Below are 22,867 nucleotides of genomic sequence, written 5' to 3'. Positions count from 1 at the left end.
TTACTAGCCCCCCGCCGGCTCCCCGTAAAGCCAAAATCGTGCTCATGACCCTACGTCAGGGCAGCGCCACCGGAACATTGTCGATCAGCCGCACCCCGTCCAGCCAAATCGCGACCAGCAGCCGCGCGCCCTGCCCCGGTCGCGGCTGGGCCAGCGACTCGGCGTCGCGCAGCGCCAGATACTCCAGCGGCCCCAGGCCCGCCCCGGCCATCGCGGCCTCGGCCTCGGCCAGCACCGGCGCGGGGGCCTTGCCCGCCTCGATCCGCGCCGCCGCCCGGAACAGCGCCGCCGGGATCGCCGCCGCCCTGGCCCGCGCCTCGGGCGACAGCCGCTGATTGCGCGAGGACAGCGCCAGCCCGTCCCCGGCCCGGATGCAGGGGCAGGGCACGATCTCGATGGGCAGGCGCAGATCCGACACCAGCCGCCGCACGACCTGCAATTGCTGCCAGTCCTTTTCCCCGAAATAGGCCCGATCCGCGCCGGTCATGTTGAACAGGATCGTTACCACCGTCGCCACGCCGTCGAAATGGCCGGGCCGATGCGTGCCCTCCAAGGGGGCGCTGACGCCGCCGACATGGATGCCGGTGACATGGCCGGGGGGATAGACCTCATCCCCATCGGGCACGAAAAGCACATCCGCCCGATCCCCCAGGATCGTGGCATCCGCCTGTTCGGTGCGGGGATACTTGGCGAAATCCTCGGGGTTGTTGAACTGGCGCGGGTTGACGAACAGCGTCACGATCACGCGCCCGCATTCGGCGCGGGCAGCGTCGACCAGGCTTAGATGTCCCTCATGCAGCGCGCCCATGGTGGGGACGACGCCGACCCGCGCGCCCTCGGCCCGCCAGTCCCGCACCAAGGCCCGCATCTCGGCCAGGCCGCGCACGATCCTTGTGGCCATCACTTGCCCTCATCCGCGAATTCATGCTCGGGTCCCGGAAAGCGCCGGGCGCGGACCTCGCAGGCATAGGCGGCGATGGCCGCGTCCGCATCGCGGGCCAGTTCGCCAAAGCGGCGCACGAATTTCGGCCGGAAATCGGCGAACAGCCCCAGCATGTCATCGACGACCAGGATCTGGCCGTCGCATTCCGCCCCGGCGCCGATGCCCACGGTCGGAACCGCGATCTCCTGGCTGATCCGCGCCCCAAGCGAGGCCGGAAGCTTTTCCAGCACCACCGAAAAGGCCCCCGCCTCGGCCAGGGCCCGCGCATCCTCAAGCACCTGCCCGCCCGCCGCGCCGCGACCCTGGACCTTGTAGCCGCCAAGCGCATGGACCGATTGCGGCGTCAGCCCGACATGGCCCATGACCGGAATGCCGCGCCGGGTCAGAAAGGCCACCGTCTCGGCCATGTGCCGGCCGCCTTCCAGCTTGACCGCCTGGCAGCCCGTCTCGGCCATCAGGCGCGCGGCGTTGCGCATGGCCTGCGCGGGGCTTTCCTCATAGCTGCCGAAGGGCATGTCCACGACCAGGCAGGCATGCGCGACGCCGCGCGCCACGGCGCGGCCATGCAGCACCATCATCTCCATGGTGACGCCCAGGGTCGATTCCAGCCCGTGCAGCACCATGCCCAGGCTGTCGCCGACCAGGATCAGATCGCAATGGGTATCGACCAGCTTCGCCATCGGCGTGGTATAGGCGGTCAGGCAGGCGATGGGGGCCAAGCCCTTCATGGCGCGGATCGCGCCGGGGGTCAGCCGGGTCTGACGTTCGGGTGTGGCGCTCATCGGTTCCTCCCTGCGGGCGCGTCGTCTTCGGGCGTCTGAATGGCCTATCCGGCGCCGCTTGTCGCGGGGAAAATCCGGGCGGGGCGGGCCAACCCTTATGCGGGCCGCGCGGGCGCGGCGCAGGCTTTTGTTGCACCCGCCCGCGACAGGCGCTAACCCCGCCCCGCCGGTCGCAGCCCACCCGGCCGCCAAAACAGGGAAACCCGCCATGTCCGAAAGCATCTACCAGAACCTGACCCAGCTTGGCGGGGCGACCAGCCTGCCCGAAAGCCCCGAGAAGGCCGTGCTTGAAAGGGTCCGCAATCCGCAGGCCGATGTCGATTACAACGTGCGCTTCACCGCGCCCGAGTTCACATCGCTTTGCCCGATGACGGGCCAGCCGGATTTCGCGCATCTGGTCATCGACTATGTGCCGGGCGATTGGCTGGTCGAGTCGAAATCGCTGAAGCTTTTTCTTGGAAGCTACCGCAATCACGGAGCTTTCCACGAAGATTGCACCATCGGCATCGCCCGCCGCCTGGTCGCGTTCCTGGCCCCGCGCTGGCTTCGCATCGGCGGCTACTGGTATCCGCGCGGAGGCATGCCGATAGATGTGTTCTGGCAGACCGGCGCCCTGCCGCAAAGCGTCTGGATCCCCGACCAGGGCGTTCCCCCCTATCGCGGGCGCGGCTGATCCGGGGCACCGGCCAGGAACCGCGCCGCCAGCCGCAGATCCTGTTGAAAGCGCCTGGCTTCGCCCCGCGCCTGGGCCGGATCGGGCAGGCGCAGCAGATAGGCGGGATGCCAGGTCGGCAGGATCGCGGGCGCGCCTTCGATGATCCGCCCCCGGATCTCGGCCATCCGCACCGCCCGCCCGGTGAGGCCCAGCATCGTCGTCGCCCCCAGCGCCAGGACCAGCCGGGGGGCGCACCGCCTCGATCTCTTGGCGCAGCCACCAGCGGCAATGCGAGACCTCGCCCGCGTCCGGGCGCCGGTGCAGCCGCCGCCTGCCTTTGGGTTCGAACTTGAAATGCTTGACCGCATTGGTGAAATAGGCGTCCTCTCGGGCGATGCCTGCGGCCTGCAAGGCGCGTTCCAGCACCTGTCCCGCCGGCCCGATAAAGGGGCCGCCGGTCAGATCCTCATGGTCTCCGGGCTGCTCGCCCAGAATCATCAGCGCCGCCTCGCGCGGGCCTTCGCCCGGCACGGCCTGCGTCGCCTGGGCATGCAGCGGACAGCGCGTGCGGGCCCAGGATCCCCAAGCGCAGCGCCTGCCAGCCATCGGCGGCGGGCGGCGGTTCGGGCACCTGGGGCCGCCGCGCACGGATCGCGGCGTGAAAGGCCGGGGATCCGCCCCGCCTCGGGCAGGTTCTTCCAGTATTTCCTAGGCATTTCAGAGGTCATCGCCTTGATTTTCAAGCGTGCGGGATTGAAGGTCGCACTGAAATAGGTCCGCCATGGCGCCTCGGTCGGGTCGTCCAGATCGGGCTTGTCGCAGGGCGCCTCATCCGTCCGCAAGATCCCGTCCCGAAACAACGCCTGCCCCCTGGGCGTCAGGATCGCCCAGTCCATATCGGCGAAACGGCGGGCAAAGAAGGGCGTGGCGCGGGCAAGGATATGGTGATCCGGCTCGAACCAGGCGGCGAAGCGGCGGCGGGTGCCGGCCCCCAGGTCCAGTTCGCGAAACCGCACGAAAGCATGCATCTTGTGACAGTCGCGGCCCACCGCCTTGACCATGCGGCGCAGCGCCGCGACATCGGGATCTGGCGCGATGTCAAGCAGGCGGGGCTGATCCTGCAAGCGCCAGAGCAGCCGGTAGAGCAGCGCGAAACGCCCCGGATCGGAATGGCAAAGCGCGGCGGCGGCGGCTTCGGGAAAGCCCTTGGGCACGCGCGGCATGGCGGCCCCAGGGCACGGCGGCGGGCGCGCCTGGGCCAACAGATCGCCGCCACCGCCCACCTGCCAGGCCACGGCAGGATCGCATTGACGGTCTTGATCCCCAAGCCCGGCACGCGCAGCAGCATCTCGCGCGGGGCGCGGTTCACATCGACCGGGAAATCGGCGCGATGGGCCAGCGCCCAGGCCAGCTTGGGATCCAGATCCAGGTTGCCATCCGGCCGGGCCGAGGTGATCTCGGCCACGGAAAAGCCATAGCTGCCGTAAAGCCGCGCGCTGGAGCCCAGGATCGTCGCATCGCTCGCACCGTCCGCGTCCACGATCATCTGCGTCGATTGCCCCGCCGGAACGAAGCGCCGCCACCGCCCGGTCGGGCTGGGATCGGCATGTTCCTCGATCTTCAGGCGCAGATCGGCCATGGCGCGGCGGATCTGGCCGGGCCGCTTCTCCGGCGCCAGATCGGCGATGCCGCGATCCGTCGGCAATTCGATGTTGATCGAAAGCCTGTCCGCCCAAAGCCCCGCTTCCTCGATCAGGGCGGGCGAGGCTTCGGGGATGGTCTTGAGGTGGATGTAGCCTTTGAAACCATGGGCTTGGCGCAGGTCACGGGCGATTTGCACCATTTGCTCCATGGTGTGATCCGAACTGCGCGCGATCCCCGAGGACAGAAACAGCCCCTCGATATAGTTGCGGCGATAGAATTCCAGCGCCAGCCAGACCACCTCGGCAGGGGTGAAGCGGGCGCGCCGGACGTTGCTGGAACTGCGGTTGATGCAATAGGCGCAATCATAGATGCAGAAATTCGTCAGCAGGATCTTCAGCAGGCTGATGCAGCGCCCATCGGGCGCATAGGCATGGCAGATCCCCATCCCCTCGGTCGAGCCGATCCCGTCCGCGCGGGCATCGCGCCGCTGGGTTCCGCTAGAGGCGCAGGAGGCGTCGTATTTGGCGGCGTCGGCCAGAATCGCCAGCCGCTCTTGCAAGCTCGTCCTCATGGATGTTTCCCAAATGTTCCAATTTGGAAACGCAATCAGCCATGAACCCGTTCCAGCACCGTCCGCGCCCAGCGATGCGCGGCGCGGCCGAAGCAGTCATGGACCGAATCGACCGCGATCATGCTGCCAAGCGCCAGCCGGCCCAGCAGCGACAGGCCCGGCTGCGGCTGGCCCTCACGATCCAGCAAGCGGCCATCGGGGCGGATCCGTGCCGCCAGCCCCTCCCCATGCAAGATCAGCCGTCCCGCGTCGCGCAGGCCCGCCAGCAGCGGATCGTCCAGCCGCTCCAGGTCCGGCGCGGGCAGGACCGCATCGACCATGACCTGGGCGTGGGCGGTCGCGTCCTCCTCGACCAGTTGCCAGCCTTCGGGCGTCAGCAGGATGTCGGGATCCTCGGCGGCCAGCAGATCGACCAGCCCTGCCTCGATCAGCATCAGAAGCTCGCGCGCGGTTCGGACGGGCGGGCCGTAGGAATAGCGTTTCAGCCCCTCGTCAAAGCTCAGGATCGCGCGGGCGGTCTGGGGCGCGGGCGGTTCGGGGTTGAAGCCCCGGCGCAGCGCGCCCTGCCATTTGCGCCAGATCTGACCCAGGACGAAACCGATATCGGGCGGCACTTCGGCCAGCGCCATCAGCACGCCATGGCGCAGCGCCGCCGCCGGGGCGCGATGCTCTTGCGCGCCGGGCCTGTCGCGTTCGGTGGCCAGCCAAGCCTCGACCCCGGCGGCGGGACAGTCGAGCAGGCGCGCGACCGGCGCGACAAGCGGGCGCGAAAGGCAGGCCAACGCGGCATCCGGGCCTTGATGCAACGCCTGGGCCAGCGCTGCCTAGAAATCGGCGCTTTCCTGGGGCGTCGGCGAAAGCGCCGCGTCCAGCATCGCGGTGGCGGGCTTCGGGCAGGGCGGCATCCCGTCCAGGGAAAAGGGCAGGATCCGCCCAGGCTCGCGCCCCGAGGGATGATAGGCCCCGCCCTGGAAGTGCCCGCCAAGACCCAGGGTCAACTGCCGCAGCACGTCCAGCGTGGCAAGGCCCATGCCCCGGATCGCCACCGCCTTGCCCTGCCAGCCTTGCGCGGCGCGGGCCAGGTCGCGGGCGGGATAGGCGGGCAGCAGGTCGGCGCCGATGGCCCCGGCATGCTCGCGCCAGCGCCTCAGTTGCGGATCAGGGCGCGTGGCGGGCTGGCCCTGGGTCAGCAGCACCTCGGCATAGGGACCGTGGCGGGCGTCATGGCCGCGCAGCCACCAGCCATCCGCCGCGTCATGGTCCAGATGCAGCGCGGCCTGGGGATGGACGCGGATCGGAAACGGTGCCTGCCGCGCCAGCGCCTGGAAGCGCGCGGCGAAATAGGCGCCAAGCTGGGCGCGGGGCGGGTAATGCTCGGGATCGGCCTCGGCCAGCCAATCGGCGAAATCGGGAAAGCCCTGCGGCGGCGCGGGCAGGCGGAGCGCGCGCAGGGGCAGGTTCAGCAGGGCAAGCGGGCTTTGCCTGGGATCGAAATTCGGCCCCGCGCCCGGATGCGGTTGCGTATCGAACATATCGACATGCAGCCCGCCCGCCCCCTGCCCGTCCCGTGCCCCGGCCGCCAGCGCCTCAAGCGCGCCAAGCGCACGCGGCCCCGTCCCGATCACCGCAATCCCGAAGCCCTTGCCCATGCGCCACCCTTTGCCCTGGCCGCCTGACCAACGCGGCAGCGCGGGCTCTGGTTCGCCGAACGCTTGCAAGGCGCGTGGAATTCATAAAAATTTTATCGAAATGCATTGTAAAATCAGGAATTAGTGGCGTAGCCTAAAAAAGGCGCAAGCTTGTCGTGCTTGATTCTCTGGTTAGCCATTTCCCGTAACCCTGCTGGTGTAGCATCGCATGAACCCTCCCGATTTGCGCGGCGGCTCGCTTTACGGGGCTGCCGTGGAAGCCTTTACCGACCTTTACACGCAGACCGGCCAGGTGCCGACGCTTTGCGATGTGGCCACGCGGATAGAGGCCGAGACAGAGGAATTGCGCGCCATGTTCCCAGGGCGCGAGGATCTGCTGGCCGCCATGGCCGAAAATGCGATGATGCTGCTTCAGGACCAGTGCATCCAAACCGTGGTCGCGGCGGATGGCAACGACCCTCTGGCCCAGTTCGAGGCCCTTGGCGACGCCTATCTGGAATGGGCCTATCGCCACCCGCGCGAATTCCGCATCATCGGCATGATGCCCGGCGACAAGTTCGAGCGAAGTGAGGTGCTGACCCGCTATGAGCATGGCGTCCATGAGATGATGCTGAAGCTGCTGAGGCGCGCGCAGGCGATGGGCATGCTGGACGAGAGCGAGGATTTGCAGGTGACGCTGGCGGTCTTTCACACCTATGCCTATGGCGTGGCCAGCAAGATGCTGGTGGGCGACCTGCAACGCTGGATGCCCGGCGCGGATCCGCTTGGAACCGCGCGCATGGCGATGCGCGCCTTCAGCCGCATGGTCGTGCCGGCGCATCATACGTGAAAAGGGCGGCCCCTGGGCCGCCCTTTCAGCTTTCAAACCTCGTCGCGCCCCGAGGCCAGGACGCAAAGCAGCGTCACCACCGAGGCGCCCAGCATGTAATAGCCGACATGACCCAGCCCATAGGTCTGCTGCAACCAGGTCGCGGCATAGGGCGCGAGCGACGCCCCGAAGATGCCCGCGAAGTTGAAGGTGATGGACGAGCCGGTATAGCGCACCCGCGTCGGGAAGGGGGCGGCCAGTGCCGCGCCGATCACGCCATAGGTCAGCCCCATCAGGAACATGCCCAGCGTCACGAAGGTATAGATCCCGGCCTCGCCAGCGCTCATCAGCGGGGCCAGCAGGAACGAGAAGGCGCCGATCAAGACGGTGACCACCACCAGGAACGGGCGCCGCCCGATGCGATCGGCGACCTTGCCCGCCAGCGGGATCCCGAGCCCGAAGATCACCGAGCCGAAGATCTGGATCTTCAGCGCGTCCAGGAACGGGATCTTGGCGACCTTGACGTTATAGGACAGAAGCCAGGCCGAGCAGATATAGAACAGCACGAAGGTCACCAGCGCGACGAAGGTGCCCAGGAACAGGCTGCGCTTGTGGTTGCGGAACAGTTCGATCACCGGAACCGCGACGCGCTTGTCCCTTTTGATCGCTTCGGCGAATTCCGGCGTCTCGGTGATCGAAAGCCGCACCCACAGCCCCAGCACGATCAGGATGATCGAGGCCAGGAACGGCAGGCGCCAGCCCCAGGACAACAGATCGTCCTGGCTCATGAAATGCAGCAGCACCCAGAAAAAGCCCGAGGACAGGAACAGCCCGACCGGAGCGCCAAGCTGCGGGAACATGCCATACCAGCTTCGCTTGCCCTCGGGGGCGTTCTCGGTCGCAAGCAGCACCGCGCCGCCCCATTCGCCGCCAAGGCCGAAGCCCTGGCCAAAACGGCACAGGGCCAGCAGGGCGGGCGCCGCGACGCCGATCTGGGCATAGGTCGGCAACATCCCGATCACCACGGTCGAGACGCCCATCGTCAGAAGCGCCGCGACCAGCGTGGCCTTGCGCCCGATCCGGTCACCGAAATGGCCAAAGACCACCGCGCCCAGCGGACGCGCGAAAAAGGCGATAGAGAAGGTGGCGAAAGAGGCGAGAAGCGCGGTGGTTGGATCCTCGGCCGAAAAGAACAGCGTCGGAAAGACCAGCACGGCAGCAGTCGCGTAGACATAGAAGTCGAAGAACTCGATCGTCGTGCCGATCAGGCTGGCCAGCAGCACGCGCGCGGGCGAATTCACCGGCCGGTTTCGAGGCGCCGTGAAGGGCGCCAAAATATTCTGATCAGTCATTGTGTCATGGTCCGCAAACAGGGAAAATGGGGCATTCGAATCGCGGAAGATGCCCGGACGCCGGCCGCGCTACCCCATCGCGGGGCGAATGGGAAGGGCACGCGTAAAGAAATCGCGCCCGCATGCCGGCTTTGTCCCCGGCGACTGCCTTGGCGGCGGGGCCTGGGGCGTGAAGCGGAAAGTGCTTGCCGTTGGTGCCCCGCGCGGCTTTTCCTGGCCAGCATCCGGTCCCGATCCATTGCCCCATGCCGTCGGTCCCGACGCGGGCCATGCTGCTGATGGTGCCGGGGGCGAAGCCGAAGAAACAAAGAGCTACGCCCATGCTATGGCACTCCCCCCCAAATCAAGGCACGGGCGAGCGGCGCATATGGATGGAAAGCAGGCCCGCCGCTGGGTCATCCGTCTTTCCGTCGGAACCAACCTCATTTGCCGTTGTCGCCGCGTGGACTGGCGCAAGGAAGAACCGGCAGATGCGGATCATGATCGGGCCTTCCGCGTGCAACCCAGTCCCGTTTGGCACGAAGATAGCCGATCAACCCGGCCAGGTCGGCGGCCTTTTGTTCAAGGCGGGCAAGCTGGGTGTCCAGGACGCCAAGCTCGCGCTGGGGCGAACTGTCATCTCGGTGCAGTTCGGCGTCGATCTCGGCGATTTCCCTGAGCGACAACCCCAGGGATTGCGCGAAACGTATGATCCGCGCTGTCGAGACATCTTGCTCGGTGAAGATCTGCCAGGGCTGACGGCCCCCCTTCGCTCCGGTTCGCGGCCTGAGCAGCTTTTTACGGACATAGAAGCGTATCGTGTCCTGGCTCAGCCCGGTTCGCCGGGCGAACTCTCCAATGAGCATCTGCTTCCCCCCTTGACCATGGACCATGATCCAGCCTTATAGAACAGGCTCCCAGCAGATGGAGCCCCCATGCCCGACAAGTCGACTCATCCTTCTTCCACGGCCGGCGACGGAAAGGTGGCGGTGGTTACCGGCGGCACCGGCGGCATCGGCAAGAAGATCGTGCGCGGGCTGCTGCGCCGGAACATGACCGTCATCATCGGCGTCCGAAGCCTTGAGAAAGGCGAAGCTTTGCGCGCGGAACTCGCCGACGACCCGGCCGGTGGCCGGATCGAGGTCTTGCCGCTGAATGTTGCCAGCATGCAGTCCGTGCGCGCATTCGCCGCTGCCATCGCCCAGACGCATCCGACGCTGCATCTTCTCATCAACAATGCCGGCGCCTGGTTCAACGAACGGGGCGAGACCGGCGAGGGCCATGAACTGACGCTGGCCACGAACGTGGCTGGCCCATACCTTCTGGCGCGACTGCTGCTGCCGCGATTGCGCGCGGCCGGGGCAGCCCGGATCGTCAACATCGTTTCCAGCGCCGTCGGAGACTACGATGTCAGTGACCTTGAGTGGACGAAGCGCCGCTATGACGGCTTCAGGGCCTACAGGCAATCCAAGCAGGCCTTGCTGATGGTGACATCAAGGCTGGCCCAGCAGCTCGCAGGAAGCGGCGTGGTCGTCAACGCCGCTTCACCGGGCTTCGTCAAGACCGCTTTCCTTAAGGATGCCAAAGGCTTCGTCGCCACCGCGCTGCGTCTGATCTCGTTTCTGGCGGTTTCGCCGGAAAAAGGCGCGGAAACGCCATTGTGGGTGGCCCTGGCGCCCGAGTTGAACAATGTCAGCGGCAAGCTTTTCGAGGGCCGCAAGCAGAAGGTTGCCCGCCTTCCGGCGCAAGCGGCACTTGATGATCTGGAAAAGGCGCTCGACAGGATGACCGGCTCAGGGTGGAATACCGCGCCATGAAGCGCAGTCGGCAGTGCCTGGCACGATCCGGGCCTATGGGCAGGTGGTCTGGCCGCTGGTGATCCTGACAGTCCGGGTTGACCCGGTGCGGCTGGGCCTTCCGGCCCATGCTGGTCCTCATGATCATGGCGGTGGCGGCTTCCCGGCAGGGCGGCTGGCGGCGGACCCGCCCGATAGCCCGCGCCCTGATCGCGATGCGGCGAACGGCTTGCCAATCCGTGCGATGGCCGCTATCAGCCCCGCCTTCCCCCTGACCCGCCACGGAGCCAGAGATGAACGATATCCTTGCCGTGGATTTCGGCACCTCGAACAGCGCCGCCGCGATGGTCGAGCGGGGCCGCATCCGCCGCATCCCCATCGAGGAACAGGGCGACACGCTGCCGACGGCGGTGTTTTTTCCCCCGCGCGGCTCCATGCGCATCGGCCATGCCGCCGCCGAGGCGCTGATCCAGGGCGACGAGGGGCGCTATATGCGGGCGCTGAAAAGCGTGCTGGGCACGTCCCTGCTGCATGAGACCCGGCTGATCGGCGGCAAGCGGCGCAGCCTGTCCCAGATCATCGCCGAATTCCTGACCGTGGTGAAGGCGCGGGCCGAGGCGGCCACGGGCCGCCGCTTCTCGCGCGTCCTCTCGGGCCGTCCGGTGCATTTCCACACGAACGACCCCGCCCGCGACGCCCAGGCCGAGGCGGATCTGCGCGCCTGCTATCTGTCCGCCGGTTTCGCCGAGGTGGCCTTTCTGGCCGAACCCGAGGCCGCCGCCCTGGCCACCCACGGGCTGGGCCAGCCCCAGGGCCTGGGCCTGATCGTCGATATCGGCGGCGGCACCTCGGATTTCTCGGTCTTTCGCAGCGCGGGCGATCAGGTGCGGATCCTGGCCAATCACGGTATCCGCCTGGGCGGCACGGATTTCGACCATGCCGTTTCCCTGACCCATGCCATGCCCGCCCTGGGCCATGGCGGCAGCCTGCGCCGCGAGATGGGCGAAGGCGTTTTGCCGGTGCCGAACGGGATCTATTCGGACCTCGCGACCTGGGCGCGCATCCCCTTTCTTTACACCCCTGAAACACGGCGCATGGCGCGGGACATGGCGCGCCTTGCGGTGGACCCCGCCGCCATGTCCCGCCTTGTCGCCGTCCTGGACGAGGAACTGGGCCATGAGCTGGCCTTCGCGGTCGAGAGCGGCAAGATCGCGGCCAATGCCGGCGACGATGCCGCGATCCAGATGGGCTTCATCCAGCCAGGGCTAAGCCGCCCGGTCAGCCCCGCCTCGCTTGGGCAGGCGCTGGCGGGTTATCGCGACGCGCTGCGCGAGGCGGCCGCACAGACGCTGGCGATGGCCGGGGTCGTGCCGGACCAGGTAGCCAGCGTGATCCTGGTCGGCGGTTCAAGCCTGATGGGGCTGGTCTCCTCGGTCGCGGCCGAGCTTTGCCCGCAGGCAGGCATCGCGCGCTCGGAGGCATTCACCGCCGTGGTGGACGGGCTGGCGCTGGCCGCCGCGCGCATGGCCCCGGAAGGGTCCCGCGCTGATCCTTACCGCGCCGGATAGCCCCCTCTTCGCGCCATTCGCGAAGCACCGTCAGCCCAGCCGCGCGGTCGCAGGTATCGTGCGGGGCGGCGGCAAGGGCTGTAACGATAGGCGGGTGGCGTTGACATGCCCGTCCAGGCGGTCTAAATCTACACTGAACGTCAGGTTCATACAGGTGTCGATTTGTCGTCTCTCATGCAGATCGGGGAATTGTCGGAGCGCGCGAAGGTCAGCCATCGCACGATCCATTACTACGAGCGGCTCGGGCTGGTGAAACCGGCCGAGCGCGAGGGTGTGGGCTATCGCTATTACGACGAAGTGTCCGTCAAGCGGCTGGAGAAGATCGCCGCCCTGAAGCGCCTGGGCCTTAGCCTCGACGAGATCGCCGCCGTCATCGACCTTTACTTCGAGGATGCGAGCGGCATCAAGGGCAAGGAAAAGGTGCTGGAGATTCTTCAGGCCCAGCTCATCAAGGCCGATGCCCAGTTGTCGGAGCTGACCGCGTTCAAGCGCGACGTGGAAACCAACATTGCCCGTATGCAAGACCTGATCGCGGAAGCGAAGCAGGGTTAAGGGGGCAAGGAAAGGAACAGATGTCATCCAAATCTACAGCTAACGTTACATTACATTCTGAACCGGATCGCCTGAGCGGCCGCCATATCGTGCTGCTGGCGCTGCTGATGGCCTGCGGCTTCATCGTGGTCGGCCAGCTTTATGTGACGATCCCGATGGTCTCCGGCATAGCGGCTGGTTTCGGCATCGATCCGGCCCGCGCGGCGCTGATCGGCACGACATTCGGCATCGCCTATGCCGCTGGCTTCCTGGTCCTCGGCCCCCTGTCGGACCGCTACGGTCGCAAACGAATGGTCCTGATCGGCCTCCTGGCGACGGCCGCGGCCACGGCACTGGTCGGCCTTGCCACCAGCTTCGGGCTTCTTCTGGCCGGCAGGGCAGCGCAGGGGCTCGCCGCCTCGATCTTCCCGCCGGTCGCGCTTTCGCTCGTCACCGAGGAACTGCCGCCCGGCCAACGTCCGCTCGGCGTGTCGCTGATGAGCTTCGCCTTCCTGGGCGCGGCGCCCCTGTCGCAACTTTTCGCGGCGGAAACGGGAAGCAGCCTGTCCACCATCATGTTCGAACTGGCCCCGCTTTACCTGCTCGGCGCGGCCGGCCTCTTTCTCGTCGTCGCCGGAAAGGCTGTCGTGCCGGGTGCGACCACAGCACAGAGCAATCGCCTCGCTTCTCTCTTCCAGGACCGGGGCGTCGTCGCCGCATGGGTGGCGGCCGTGACGGTGCTGTTCGGCCTCGTCTCCTTTTACAGCGGGATGCAGGTTTTCGGGCCTGGCATCGGGGTGGATCTTCAGACGGTCCGGCTGATCGGCCTGCCGCCGCTGCTTCTGACCTTCGCGGCCGCCCCGGTGACGAAACGCTTCGGGGCGCCGGTCACGGCCCGCCTCGGCCTTGCGCTGGCGGCGCTTGCAATCGGTATCGGAGCCTTTGCAACGCCCGCCGCGATCATGGCGGCAAGCGCCTTCCTCTCGGCGGGCGTCGCCTTCGCCGTGCCGGGGCTGATCGCGACCGTCGCCGGGCGCGCGACCAACGCCAATCGCGGCCTCGCGCTGGCCGTCTACAGCTTCGCGCTGTTTCTTGGCGCCAGCTTCGCACCGCCAGTTGCGCAGGCCCTTGCCGGGATCGGGATCGCGCCGCTTCTGCTGCTTCCGGCCGCGCTGCTACTGGCGGCTGTCATCGCCCTCACCCTCGGCATCCGCCGGCCGCACCCCTCTCGCTCAAGCTGAAGGAGACCTCGCCATGCCACGCATCCCAATGCTGTCGCTCTAGCCTATGAAGCCGCGGCATCAGGGTTGGTGGTCTGCTTCGGCCCTCATGGCGGAGCTTCGCATCTTATCCCGCCCCCGCCAACCCTGCCCCCATGGCCCCTGGTGCAGGGAGCGGGGCGGGACAGCCCGCGCCAGAGGCGACATTTTACCTGGTGACGGCGCCCCATCGGATGGGTGTGCCTGATCCAGACCGACCAGGCGCGACAAGCCGGCACCGACTGCACGCGCATGCCGGCCCACAAGATCGCCTGCCATGGTGAGGGAGTGGGAAGCGATCTGGGCGAAGGCCGACTTCGCACGATGACCGCTGCGATGCGCCGGGTTGCCGGGCGGAGACGCGCCGGGCAGGCCGGCGCGTCGTCAGTTCATTCCCGATGGGGCGGCCATGGCAAGCTGGCCTTCCCCTCAGGTCCTGGCTTTTCCTGCCTGGATCACGTCCGAGTCGATGTTCGGCTCGATGCCGCGCTTGCGAAGCTGATCGGCCTCGATCCGGGTGACCATCGGCGATGCCAGGACCGCGATGATGGCCAAGACCGCGATGGCGATGATGTAGGTCGCGATGGGCCACCATTGGCCATTGAAGTGGCGCAGCATCCACACCGCCAGCAGCGGCATGGTGCCTCCGGCCAGGCAGGCGCCGATCTGATAGCCAAGCGTAACCCCCGTGTAGCGGACGCGGGCGTCGAAGATTTCGGAGGTCATCGTGCCGATCGTCGAGGTCGTCCACGGCCAGCAGATGCCGAAAGCCAGGGTCACGGCAAGGAACGCGGCCCAGACCTGCCCGACATTCAGCAGAACGAAGAACGGAACGGTGACGGCACCCACCAGGACCGCGCCCAGGATGAAGGTCCGGCGCCTGCCCCAATCGTCCGAAAGCCGTCCGGTCAGCGGGATCATGATCGTGCAGATCACGGCGGCGACGGTGACGATGTTCAGGATCGTGGTGCGGTCATAGGACAGCGTGGTCGTGGCATAGGCGACCACGAAGGTCGAGAACAGGTAGAACGGCGCGGTTTCGACCGTCTTGGCGCCCGCCGCGACCAGGACGGAGCGCCAGTGATCCCGGATCGTGTCGGCGATGGGCAGCTTCGGCGGATGACCCTGCTCATGGACCTTCTTGAAGGCAGGCGTCTCGCCCAGGCCGTTGCGGATCCACAGCCCCAGCAGCACTAGCAGGATGCTGGAGATGAACGGCACGCGCCATGCCCAATCCTCGAAGGCCGTTCCGGGCAGCGAGGTCACGATCGCGAAGGCCAGGGTCGACAGCAGCATGCCGATCGAGATGCCCATCTGCGGGATCGCGCCGTAAAGCCCGCGCCGGTTGCGCGGCGCGAATTCATAGGCAAGCAGCAAGGCCCCGCCCCATTCGCCGCCGATCGCCAGCCCCTGCACGACGCGGCACAGCGTCAGCAGGATCGGCGCAAGCATGCCGGCCTGTTCATAGGTCGGCAGCAGCCCGATGGCGATGGTCGCGGCCCCCATCAGGGTGATCGTCATCACCAGTGTTTTCTTCCGGCCCACCTTGTCGCCGATATGGGCGAAGATGACGCCGCCGATGGGTCGCACGAAGAAGGTGATCGAAAGCGTGACGTATGAGATCATCAGCGACACATACGGGTCGTCGGTCGGGAAGAACTGCTTGTTGAAGATCAGCCCCGCCGCCGTGGCGTAAAGAAAGAAGTCGAACCACTCTACCGAGCTTCCACTGAGGCTGCCGAACCAGACGCGGTTTCTGGTGTTACGATCAAGGGCAGTGGCTTCATTCATTAGATCATGTCCCGATGTTGTAAGAATTTTTTAAGGGGCGGTCGTGGTTTGCGCCTTGAAGCGCGGTTATGGCATGGCCTCGGAGGGCGCGAAGGTCTTATGAATCCTGAGCGTGGGGAATAATGTCCTGCGCCTTGTCATCGCATGGGGGGCAAAGGGCCGAAAACCCCGCTCATGTGCAAAATCCTTTGGCATCATTGGCGCTGCATGCGATCATGTCAAACAAATGCTCATATGAAACGGCGACTTGGCAAGCCTTGCCCATCGCATGTGCGGCCGTGGCCCTTTTCTGGGTATCGGGCCTGTTATCCCAGCGAAAGCCGTAACCTGCCCGCCTCGAAACCGCCATCAGGGCGCGGCATCATAAATGACCGCCCCGCGCCTTTACCATGTGGTGGTGCCGGTCCCACGCCTGGGCACGACTGGTCCGGGACGGCTATCGCGGCCCTGCACCTTGCCGCAGGATCGCCACCAGATCGGTTCCGACGGCATCGACCTTGGCATAGTCCAGATCCATGCGAATGCGATCCAGATGCTGGAACATCAGCCGGGCGCTTTCCTCTTCGTCGCGGCAGCGGATGGCATCCACGATGGCCGAGTGATCGTGGTCGCGGCAGTCGGTCATGTCGTTCGCGCCGAAGATCCCGATGATCAGCGAGGTGCGGATGACCAGCTCCTTCATCACCCGCTCCAGCACCGAGTTTCCCGCGACCTCGGCCAGAAGGCTATGGAACTGGCCCGATAGCCGGATCGCCTCGCGCCGCTGCTTGTGGTGATGGGCCTGGTGCTCGCGTTCGATATGACCGGCCAGGGTCGCGATCTCGGCATCCGAGGCGCGGCGCACGGCCAGACGGGCGATGGTCGGCTCAAGAGCCAGCCGCGCTTCGAACACCTCTTGCGCCTGCTTCGCCGAAGGTCGCGCGACATAAGCACCGCGATTGGCATGAAGATCGACCACCTGACGGCTGGACAGCAGCAACAGGGCGCGACGGATGCGCATGCGCCCGACGCCGAACGCCTCGCAAAGAGCCGATTCGGAAAGCTTCGTCCCCGGAGGTAGCCGCTGTTCTATGACTGCCTCGAAGATGTGCTCGACGATGGCTTCTTCACCAATTCCGCCGCCTTCATCTTGTGCATTTGTCAGACTCATTCGCTCCGCACCTTCGGGAAATCGCAGAAGACCCCTTGAAACTAGGGATTTCAGGCATTGGCAACAAGTTTTCGCCTGTAAACGACCAGCAAAGAATTTGTTGACATGATTGTTAACAATTCATCCATTATTGTGTCGGAACGTCTTAGATGGCGCTCTTTCAAGGCCAAGTCCAAGGCACGAATCACAAAGACAAATAGGGAGTATTTCGATGCTGCGTCGCGTTTTCCTGAAGACCACCGCGCTTGCCGCCGTTGCCAGCCTGTCCTTTCTTTCCGCCGCCCATGCCGAAAACCCCAAGCTGCGGATCGGCTTCGTCGGCGTGACATCGGGTCCGGCCGCGGCCTGGGGTATCTCGAACCAGCGTTCGATGGAGACGCGGGCGGCCTGGCTGAACGAACTGGGCGGCGTCAAGATCGGAGAGACGACCTACGACATCCAGATCGTGCCCTTCGACGACCAGAAAGACCCCAAGCGCGCCATCGCGGGCATGGAGAAAATGGCCCAGGACAGCGTGCATTATGTCGTCGGCCCGAACGTCGATGACGGCGCCGCCGCCGTGCGCCCGGTGGCCGAGCAGAAGGGCATCATCTACTTCCCCTACGCCTTCCCGAAGACGCTTTACACGCCGCCCGCCTCGAACGCGATCCTGGGCATGGTGGCGAATTACCAATCCGGCCCGGCGATCTATAAATACCTGTCCGAAAACAAGGGCGTGAAGAAGGTGGCCTTCGTCGCCGCCAACGAATCCGATCCGCTGAGCCAGCGCGATTCCGGTGTCGAGGCGGCCAAGGCGCTGGGGCTTGAGGTGGTTTCCGACAAGGTCAGCTACCAGGTCGACACCACCGATTTCACGCCGGTCCTGCTGCCGGTGCTTCAGACCCAGCCGGACCTGCTGGTCCTGTCCGGCGTCTCGCCCGCGAACGCCCCGCAATTGATCCGCTCGGCCCGCGAACTGGGCTATGAGGGGCTGATCTCGACCGAGACGGCCCAGGATGCGAGCGTGCTGGCCGAGGGCGCGGGCGATCTGGCCAACGGCTTCATCTCGGTCGGCGGCGCTTCGACCCCGGAACTGGCCTCGGACGCGATGCGCGAATTCGTGGAACGCTATACCAAGATGTTCGGCGAATATAACGACGAGTCGAACACCAAGGTCTATGCGCTGGAATATATCATCGAAACCCTGAAGGCGAACCCCGCCGCCATCGACAACGTGGAGGAATTCAAGAAGACCATCGACGGTTTCGAGGCGCCGAACCCCTTCATGGTAGGCGACGCCAAGCTGCATTACGTCGGCACCACCTCGTTCGGGCAAAAGCGCCAGCTTTCCGTGCCGCTGGTCGTGAACGAGTTCAAGGACGGCAAGTTCGAGACGCTTTTCGTCGCACAGGTCGATTGATCCCTTAGCCGCGCGGCCCCGATGCGGGCCGCGCCCCGATCCATGGGGGCGGAATGGAACAGATCCTTGCAAACGGGCTTTACCTTGGCGCGCAATATGCGCTGATCGCGCTGGGGCTGACGCTGATCTTCTCGTTGATGAACGTGCTGAACTTTGCCCATGGGCAGATGTATGTCTTTGGCGGCTTCATCACCTATACGGTCGTCGCGCAATACAAGCTGCCCTTCATCGTCGGGCTGATCGCCTCGGCGCTGGTGCTGGCGGTGATGGGGGCGCTGATCGAGAAATTCCTGTTCCGCCCGGTGATCCGCCGATCCAAGCGGGACGAATCCACGATGCTGCTGGCGGCGGGCATCGCCTTTTTCCTGGACGCGGTGATCCTGCTGCTGTTCGGGGAAAAGCAACGCGGCGTGCCCAAGATCGTGGGCGGGGTCTTCAACTGGGATTTCCGCGTCATCATGCCCTATGACCGCATCCTGATCGGCGTGCTGGCCGTGGCGATCATCGTGGCCTTCATCGGCTTCATGCAATATTCGCGCGCCGGCCGCGCGATGCGGGCGCTGGCGCAGGACCGGACGGCGGCGCAGCTGATGGGCGTGGACGTGGACCGCTATTCCATGCTGGGCTTTGCCCTTGGCGCGATGCTGGCGGGCCTGGTCGGCGCGCTGCTGGTGACGATCACCGGGATCAACCTGGGGATGGGGGGGCCCACCTCGGTCAAGGCATTCATGATGATCATGATCGGCGGCGCGGGCGTCATCTCGGGCGCCATCGCCGGGGGCTTCATCCTGGGCATGATGGAGAGCATCGGGCTGTCGGTGCTGTCCTCTTATGGCGATGTGACCTATCTGGTCATCTTCGCCTCGCTGATGGTTTTCCTTGCCATCCGGCCGCAGGGCCTGATGGGCAAACCCTGGGGGTGACGGCCATGACGACACGCAACGAACCGCAGGCCGCAAGCCCCAAGCGCATGGGCCTGTCCGGCGGCAGCATCCTGGGGGGCGGCGCCCTTCTGGCGCTGGTCTTCGTGCTGGTGCCGGCGCTGATCGCCGCGACCGGACGCTGGGACTTTTACTATACGCTGACCTCGGTGGCGCTTCTGTCCATCGCGGCGGCGGGGGTCTGGCTGACCTTTTATATCGGCCGGATCAATATCGGCCAGGGCGCCTATGCCCTGGCGGGGGGCTATGTCTCGGCCATCCTGATCACGCAGGCCGGGTTCAGCTTCTGGCTGACGCTGCCGCTGGCGGGGCTTTTCTCGGCCGGGATCTCGGTCCTGATCGGGCTGCCGATCCTGCGGCTGCGCGGGGTCTATTTCGCCATGGTCACGCTGGTCCTGACCGAGGTGGCCCGCCTGACCGCCCTGGCCCTGCCGATCACCAACGGCGCCAAGGGGATCACCTCGATCCCGCTGCCCGGCGGCATCTCGATCTTCGGGATCACGCTGGTGCCGGATTTCGCGACGCTGCAAAACCCGCGCCAGGCGTTCTACTTTGTCGCCGTGGCGCTGATGATCCTGGTCTATCTGGTGCTTTGGCGGATCGTGAACTCGCGGTTGGGGCACCTTTGCCGCAGCTTGCAGCAGAACGAGGAGCTGTCCGCGTCCATCGGCGTCAACACCGCCTGGCTGCGCGTGCTGGCCTATGCCATCTCCAGCTTCTTCGGCGGGCTGGCCGGGGCGATGTTCATCGCGATCTCGCAATCCATCTACCCCTCGTCCTTCGTGGTGCAGGACAGCGTGAACTTCATGCTTTACTGCTTCCTGGGCGGGCTGGGCTATGTCTTCGGGCCGATGCTGGGCACCTTGCTGCTTTACTTCGGCTGGGATCTGCTTTCGGCGGCCAAGGAATATCAACTGCTGATCTATTCCGGCACGCTGATCGCCCTGATGCTGGTGCTGCCGAACGGTGTCCTGTCCCTTCTGGACCGCAAGGAGGGCAGCAAATGAGCCCGATCATCGAAATCCGCAACGTGACCAAGAAATTCGGCGGGCTGACGGCGAACAACGACATCAGCTTCGACGTGGCGCAGGGGGAAATCCTGTCGGTGATCGGCCCCAACGGCGCGGGCAAGTCCACGCTGTTCAAGCAGATCGCCGGGTTCGAGCGCCCCACCTCGGGCGAAGTGCGCTTTCAGGGCAACCGCGTCTCGGGCCTGCCGCCGCATCAGGTGGCGCGGCTGGGCGTCGTGCGCACCTTCCAGGAAACCACGATCTTCAAGTCCATGACCGTGCGCGAGAATATCATCGTGGCCCATCATCTGCGATCGAAGGCCAGCCTTTGGGGCTATTTCCTGGGCAGCCAGACCGCGCGGGCGGACGAGGCGGAATTCGCCCGCTCGGCCGATGAGATCGTGGATTTCCTCGGCCTCCAGGCGATCCGCAACGAACTGGCCTCGAACCTGCCGCAGGGGCATCTGCGCGCGCTCGGCATGGCCATCGGGCTTGCCACCGATCCCAAGGTCATCCTGCTGGATGAGCCCTTCGCCGGCATGAACCATGACGAGACGATGCGCATGGTCGGCCTGGTCCGGCGCCTGCGCGACGAACGCGGCGTGACCGTGCTGCTGGTCGAGCATGACATTCCGGCGGTGATGAAGATCTCGGACCGGATCGTCTGCATCAATTTCGGCGAGAAGATCGCCGAGGGCACGCCCGCCGAAATCCAGTCCAACCCCCGCGTCATCGAAGCCTATCTGGGCTCGGAAGACGCGGCCATCGGGATCTGAGCCATGACCAGGATGCTGAGCTTCGACGATGTCGAACTGTATTACGACCATGTCTATGCGCTGAAGGGCGTTTCGATCCACCTGGACGAGGGCGAGACCGTCGCCCTGATCGGCGCGAACGGGGCGGGGAAATCCTCGATCCTGCGGGCGATCACGGGGCTGCGCAGGATCAAGTCCGGCTCGATCACCTATATGGGCCAGAAGCTGGACGGCACGCCCGCCGCCCAGATCGTGCGCCAGGGCATCGCCATGGTCCCCGAGGGGCGGCGCGTCTTTCCGCTGATGAGCGTCAGGGACAACCTGCTGATGGGCGCCTTCACCCGCACCGACAAGGAAGGCATCGCCCAGACCCTGGAAAGCGTGTTGACCCGCTTTCCGCGCCTTAAGGAACGCTTCAACCAGCAGGCCAGCACGCTGTCCGGCGGCGAACAGCAGATGATGGTCATCGGCCGCGCGCTGATGGCCAAACCCCGCCTGCTGCTTCTGGACGAGCCGTCCTTGGGGATCGCGCCGAAACTGGTCCAGGACATCGCCCGCGCCATCGTGGCGATCAGCCGCGACGAGGGCGTCTCGGTGCTGCTGGTCGAGCAGAACAGCCGTATGGCCCTGTCGATATCGAACCGCGCCTATGCGCTGTCCACCGGCCAGATCGTGCTGTCCGGGAGTTCACGCGAATTGCTGGACGACCCACGCGTCAAGGCCGCCTATCTGGGTGGAGAGGTCTGATGAAGATCCTTGTGCTGAATCCCAACACCACCGCCTCGATGACCGAAAAGATCGGGGTGGCGGCGCGCGGTGTCGCATCCGCCGGGACCCAGATCATCGCGGCCAATCCCCCGCATGGCCCCGCCTCCATCGAGGGGTTCTATGACGAGGCGATCAGCCTCGCGGGGCTTTTGCGGGTGATCCAGACCACGCCCGATGCCGATGCGGTGGTGATCGCTTGCTTCGACGATACCGGGCTGGACGCGGCACGCTGCCTGACCGACAAGCCTGTCGTGGGCATCGGCGAGGCGGCCTATCACATGGCCTCGATGATCTCGAACCGATTTTCCGTGGTGACGACGCTGGCCCGCTCGGTCCCCGCGCTGGAACATAACCTGCACCGCTATGGCCTGTGGGCGCGCTGCGGTCGCGTGCGCTCGTCCGAGGTGGCGGTGCTGGAACTGGAAGAGCCGGACAGCAACGCCTATGCCCGCATCAGCGCGGAGATCGGCCACGCCATTCGCGACGACCGGGCCGAGGCCATCGTCCTGGGCTGCGCGGGCATGACCGATCTGGCCGGGCGGCTTTCGGCCGAGCATGGCATCCCGGTGCTTGACGGCGTCAGTTGCGCGGTCGGCCTGTGTGAAACCATGGTCCGGCTGAAGCTGCGCACCTCGCGGCTGGGCGGCTATGCGCCGGTGCCCCTTCAGAAGCTGGCGGTGGCCTGAAGGCCGAACGCCATGCCCCCCAAGCAAAGGAAATACGACATGCTAGGGTTTTCCCGCCTTATCAGCCGTGGCCTGCCGGCCATCGCGGGCGCCACGCTTATCGCGACCACCGCCGTTCCCCTATGGGCCGAGACCGCGAAGATCGTGCTGATCAACCCGAACTCGAATGCCGAGGCGACGAAAGGCATGGCCGACCTGGCGCGCGGCGTCGCGGATGGCCGGGCCGAGATCGTCGAGCGCACGAACGAGGGTGTCCCCGCTTTGCTGACCACCCCCGAGGACATGGCGAATGCCAGCAAGGGCGTCGCCGCCATCGGTGCATCCGCGGCGGCCGAGCCGGGCGTCGCCGCGATCATCGTCGCGGCATTCAGCGATCCGGGCCTGCCCGAATTGCGCGCGGCGGTAAGCGGGACACCCATCTTCGGTATCGGCGAAGCGGCCTTTCACGAGGCGGCGAAGGGCGGACGAACTTTCTCGATCGTGACCATCACCCCCGACAAGGGGCTGATCGAATCCTTCCGCCTGCGCGCCGAGGCGCTGGGTTACTCTGGCCAATACCGGGGCGTGAAGGTGACGCCGGGCGATCCGAAGGAGCTGGTCAAGGACCCCGCCGCGCTTGACGCGGCCCTGGCCGACGCCGTCCGGCGCGCGATTGCCGAGGACCAGGCTCAGGCCGTGATCATGGGCGGCGGCCCGCTGTCAGCGCCCGCCATGCGCATCCGGGATCAGTTCAAGATACCGCTGGTGATCGCCGTCGCCGCCGCGACGAATGCCGCTCTTGCGAAAATCGGGGCCGCGTCCGAATAGAGCCGGGAAAAGCCGCCCGGCCA

23 protein-coding genes and 2 pseudogenes are annotated in these 22,867 nt (G+C 66.0%); 13 read left to right on the top strand and 12 right to left on the bottom strand.

The genetic code is table 11. The features are described 5' to 3' along the window. Positions 1 to 55: 55 nt before the first annotated feature. A complete protein-coding gene (gene panC, locus QM682_RS02020; protein ID WP_415126576.1) occupies positions 56 to 901 on the bottom strand; it encodes a pantoate--beta-alanine ligase in 846 nt (281 codons plus the stop codon). Beyond that, complete coding sequence (gene panB / locus QM682_RS02015; protein ID WP_415126574.1) at positions 901 to 1,725, bottom strand: 3-methyl-2-oxobutanoate hydroxymethyltransferase; 825 nt, start codon at positions 1,723 to 1,725, stop codon at positions 901 to 903. The genes panC and panB overlap by 1 nt, the downstream gene beginning before the upstream one ends. A 208-nt stretch (positions 1,726 to 1,933) precedes the next feature. Between panB and queF the strand changes: the two genes are divergently transcribed. Further along, on the top strand, positions 1,934 to 2,398 hold the full coding sequence (queF, locus tag QM682_RS02010) for a preQ(1) synthase (RefSeq protein WP_415126572.1): 465 nt from the start codon (positions 1,934 to 1,936) through the stop codon (positions 2,396 to 2,398). On the opposite strand, the gene QM682_RS02005 is transcribed toward queF, so the two are convergent. From QM682_RS02005 to QM682_RS01980, 6 genes and pseudogenes are all read right to left on the bottom strand, one after another. Beyond that, positions 2,380 to 2,595, bottom strand: coding sequence for a hypothetical protein (locus tag QM682_RS02005; protein WP_415126570.1), 216 nt, complete (start codon positions 2,593 to 2,595; stop codon positions 2,380 to 2,382). The genes queF and QM682_RS02005 overlap by 19 nt on opposite strands. A 91-nt stretch (positions 2,596 to 2,686) precedes the next feature. After that, positions 2,687 to 2,878: pseudogene (locus QM682_RS02000) on the bottom strand (uracil-DNA glycosylase family protein); the annotation flags it as partial. Then, entirely contained in the window at positions 2,878 to 3,603 is a 726-nt protein-coding gene (locus tag QM682_RS01995; RefSeq protein WP_415126568.1) for a TIGR03915 family putative DNA repair protein, read from the bottom strand. The gene QM682_RS01995 and the pseudogene QM682_RS02000, both read right to left, overlap by 1 nt. 74 nt (positions 3,604 to 3,677) lie before the next feature. Beyond that, positions 3,678 to 4,595: pseudogene (locus QM682_RS01990) on the bottom strand (putative DNA modification/repair radical SAM protein); the annotation flags it as partial. Positions 4,596 to 4,630: 35 nt separating this feature from the next. Further along, on the bottom strand, positions 4,631 to 5,377 hold the full coding sequence (locus QM682_RS01985) for a hypothetical protein (protein WP_415126566.1): 747 nt from the start codon (positions 5,375 to 5,377) through the stop codon (positions 4,631 to 4,633). Between the two features lie 42 nt (positions 5,378 to 5,419). Beyond that, on the bottom strand, positions 5,420 to 6,244 hold the full coding sequence (locus QM682_RS01980; RefSeq protein ID WP_415126564.1) for an FAD/NAD(P)-binding protein: 825 nt from the start codon (positions 6,242 to 6,244) through the stop codon (positions 5,420 to 5,422). 208 nt (positions 6,245 to 6,452) lie between these two features. On the opposite strand from QM682_RS01980, the gene QM682_RS01975 reads away from it, so the two are divergent. Next, positions 6,453 to 7,073 carry a TetR/AcrR family transcriptional regulator gene (locus QM682_RS01975; protein ID WP_415126562.1) on the top strand — a complete coding sequence of 207 codons (621 nt, stop codon included), beginning with the start codon at positions 6,453 to 6,455 and terminating at the stop codon, positions 7,071 to 7,073. Positions 7,074 to 7,105: 32 nt separating this feature from the next. On the opposite strand, the gene QM682_RS01970 is transcribed toward QM682_RS01975, so the two are convergent. Beyond that, positions 7,106 to 8,404, bottom strand: a complete 1,299-nt coding sequence (locus tag QM682_RS01970) for an MFS transporter (RefSeq protein ID WP_415126560.1) — start codon at positions 8,402 to 8,404, stop codon at positions 7,106 to 7,108. A gap of 422 nt (positions 8,405 to 8,826) precedes the next feature. Next, on the bottom strand, positions 8,827 to 9,249 hold the full coding sequence (locus tag QM682_RS01965) for a MerR family transcriptional regulator (RefSeq protein ID WP_415126558.1): 423 nt from the start codon (positions 9,247 to 9,249) through the stop codon (positions 8,827 to 8,829). A gap of 69 nt (positions 9,250 to 9,318) precedes the next feature. Between QM682_RS01965 and QM682_RS01960 the strand changes: the two genes are divergently transcribed. The 4 genes from QM682_RS01960 to QM682_RS01945 all read left to right on the top strand — a co-directional run bounded on the left by QM682_RS01960 (position 9,319) and on the right by QM682_RS01945 (position 13,519). Continuing rightward, the gene (locus QM682_RS01960) at positions 9,319 to 10,200 is read left to right on the top strand and encodes an SDR family NAD(P)-dependent oxidoreductase (RefSeq protein WP_415126556.1); all 882 of its coding nucleotides are present in this window, start codon (positions 9,319 to 9,321) and stop codon (positions 10,198 to 10,200) included. Positions 10,201 to 10,472: 272 nt separating this feature from the next. Then, positions 10,473 to 11,747, top strand: a complete 1,275-nt coding sequence (locus QM682_RS01955) for an Hsp70 family protein (protein WP_415126554.1) — start codon at positions 10,473 to 10,475, stop codon at positions 11,745 to 11,747. 174 nt (positions 11,748 to 11,921) lie between these two features. Further along, positions 11,922 to 12,299, top strand: a complete 378-nt coding sequence (locus QM682_RS01950; protein WP_415126552.1) for a MerR family transcriptional regulator — start codon at positions 11,922 to 11,924, stop codon at positions 12,297 to 12,299. Positions 12,300 to 12,388: 89 nt separating this feature from the next. Next, complete coding sequence (locus QM682_RS01945) at positions 12,389 to 13,519, top strand: MFS transporter (RefSeq protein WP_415126550.1); 1,131 nt, start codon at positions 12,389 to 12,391, stop codon at positions 13,517 to 13,519. Between the two features lie 447 nt (positions 13,520 to 13,966). Here QM682_RS01945 and QM682_RS01940 read toward each other — a convergent pair whose 3' ends face one another. Together QM682_RS01940 and QM682_RS01935 are read right to left on the bottom strand one after the other, a co-directional pair. Next, on the bottom strand, positions 13,967 to 15,328 hold the full coding sequence (locus QM682_RS01940) for an MFS transporter (RefSeq protein WP_415126548.1): 1,362 nt from the start codon (positions 15,326 to 15,328) through the stop codon (positions 13,967 to 13,969). Positions 15,329 to 15,764: 436 nt separating this feature from the next. Beyond that, the gene (locus tag QM682_RS01935) at positions 15,765 to 16,478 is read right to left on the bottom strand and encodes a GntR family transcriptional regulator (protein ID WP_415126546.1); all 714 of its coding nucleotides are present in this window, start codon (positions 16,476 to 16,478) and stop codon (positions 15,765 to 15,767) included. 211 nt (positions 16,479 to 16,689) lie between these two features. Here QM682_RS01935 and QM682_RS01930 point away from each other — a divergent pair, with 211 nt between their 5' ends. From QM682_RS01930 to QM682_RS01900, 7 genes are read left to right on the top strand one after another with little or no spacing between them, the layout of a single operon-like run. Beyond that, on the top strand, positions 16,690 to 17,877 hold the full coding sequence (locus QM682_RS01930) for an ABC transporter substrate-binding protein (RefSeq protein WP_415126544.1): 1,188 nt from the start codon (positions 16,690 to 16,692) through the stop codon (positions 17,875 to 17,877). Positions 17,878 to 17,930: 53 nt separating this feature from the next. Next, on the top strand, positions 17,931 to 18,800 hold the full coding sequence (locus QM682_RS01925) for a branched-chain amino acid ABC transporter permease (RefSeq protein ID WP_415126542.1): 870 nt from the start codon (positions 17,931 to 17,933) through the stop codon (positions 18,798 to 18,800). Positions 18,801 to 18,847: 47 nt separating this feature from the next. Continuing rightward, positions 18,848 to 19,825, top strand: a complete 978-nt coding sequence (locus QM682_RS01920) for a branched-chain amino acid ABC transporter permease (protein ID WP_415126879.1) — start codon at positions 18,848 to 18,850, stop codon at positions 19,823 to 19,825. After that, positions 19,822 to 20,604 (top strand): ABC transporter ATP-binding protein, encoded by a 783-nt coding sequence (locus tag QM682_RS01915; protein ID WP_415126540.1) that lies wholly within the window; start codon positions 19,822 to 19,824, stop codon positions 20,602 to 20,604. Before QM682_RS01920 ends, QM682_RS01915 begins: the two co-directional genes overlap by 4 nt. A gap of 12 nt (positions 20,605 to 20,616) precedes the next feature. After that, positions 20,617 to 21,330: an ABC transporter ATP-binding protein gene (locus tag QM682_RS01910; RefSeq protein ID WP_415126877.1), complete on the top strand. Its 714-nt coding sequence runs from the start codon at positions 20,617 to 20,619 to the stop codon at positions 21,328 to 21,330. Beyond that, positions 21,330 to 22,037, top strand: a complete 708-nt coding sequence (locus QM682_RS01905; RefSeq protein ID WP_415126538.1) for an aspartate/glutamate racemase family protein — start codon at positions 21,330 to 21,332, stop codon at positions 22,035 to 22,037. The genes QM682_RS01910 and QM682_RS01905 overlap by 1 nt, the downstream gene beginning before the upstream one ends. A gap of 39 nt (positions 22,038 to 22,076) precedes the next feature. After that, positions 22,077 to 22,844, top strand: coding sequence for an aspartate/glutamate racemase family protein (locus tag QM682_RS01900; RefSeq protein ID WP_415126536.1), 768 nt, complete (start codon positions 22,077 to 22,079; stop codon positions 22,842 to 22,844). Positions 22,845 to 22,867 lie beyond the last annotated feature (23 nt).

The sequence above is a fragment of the Paracoccus sp. (in: a-proteobacteria) genome, assembly GCF_047605025.1.
GTDB lineage: Bacteria > Pseudomonadota > Alphaproteobacteria > Rhodobacterales > Rhodobacteraceae > Paracoccus.
Note: the sequence above shows the minus strand (reverse complement) of the source record. Positions and strands in the feature narration are given on the sequence as shown.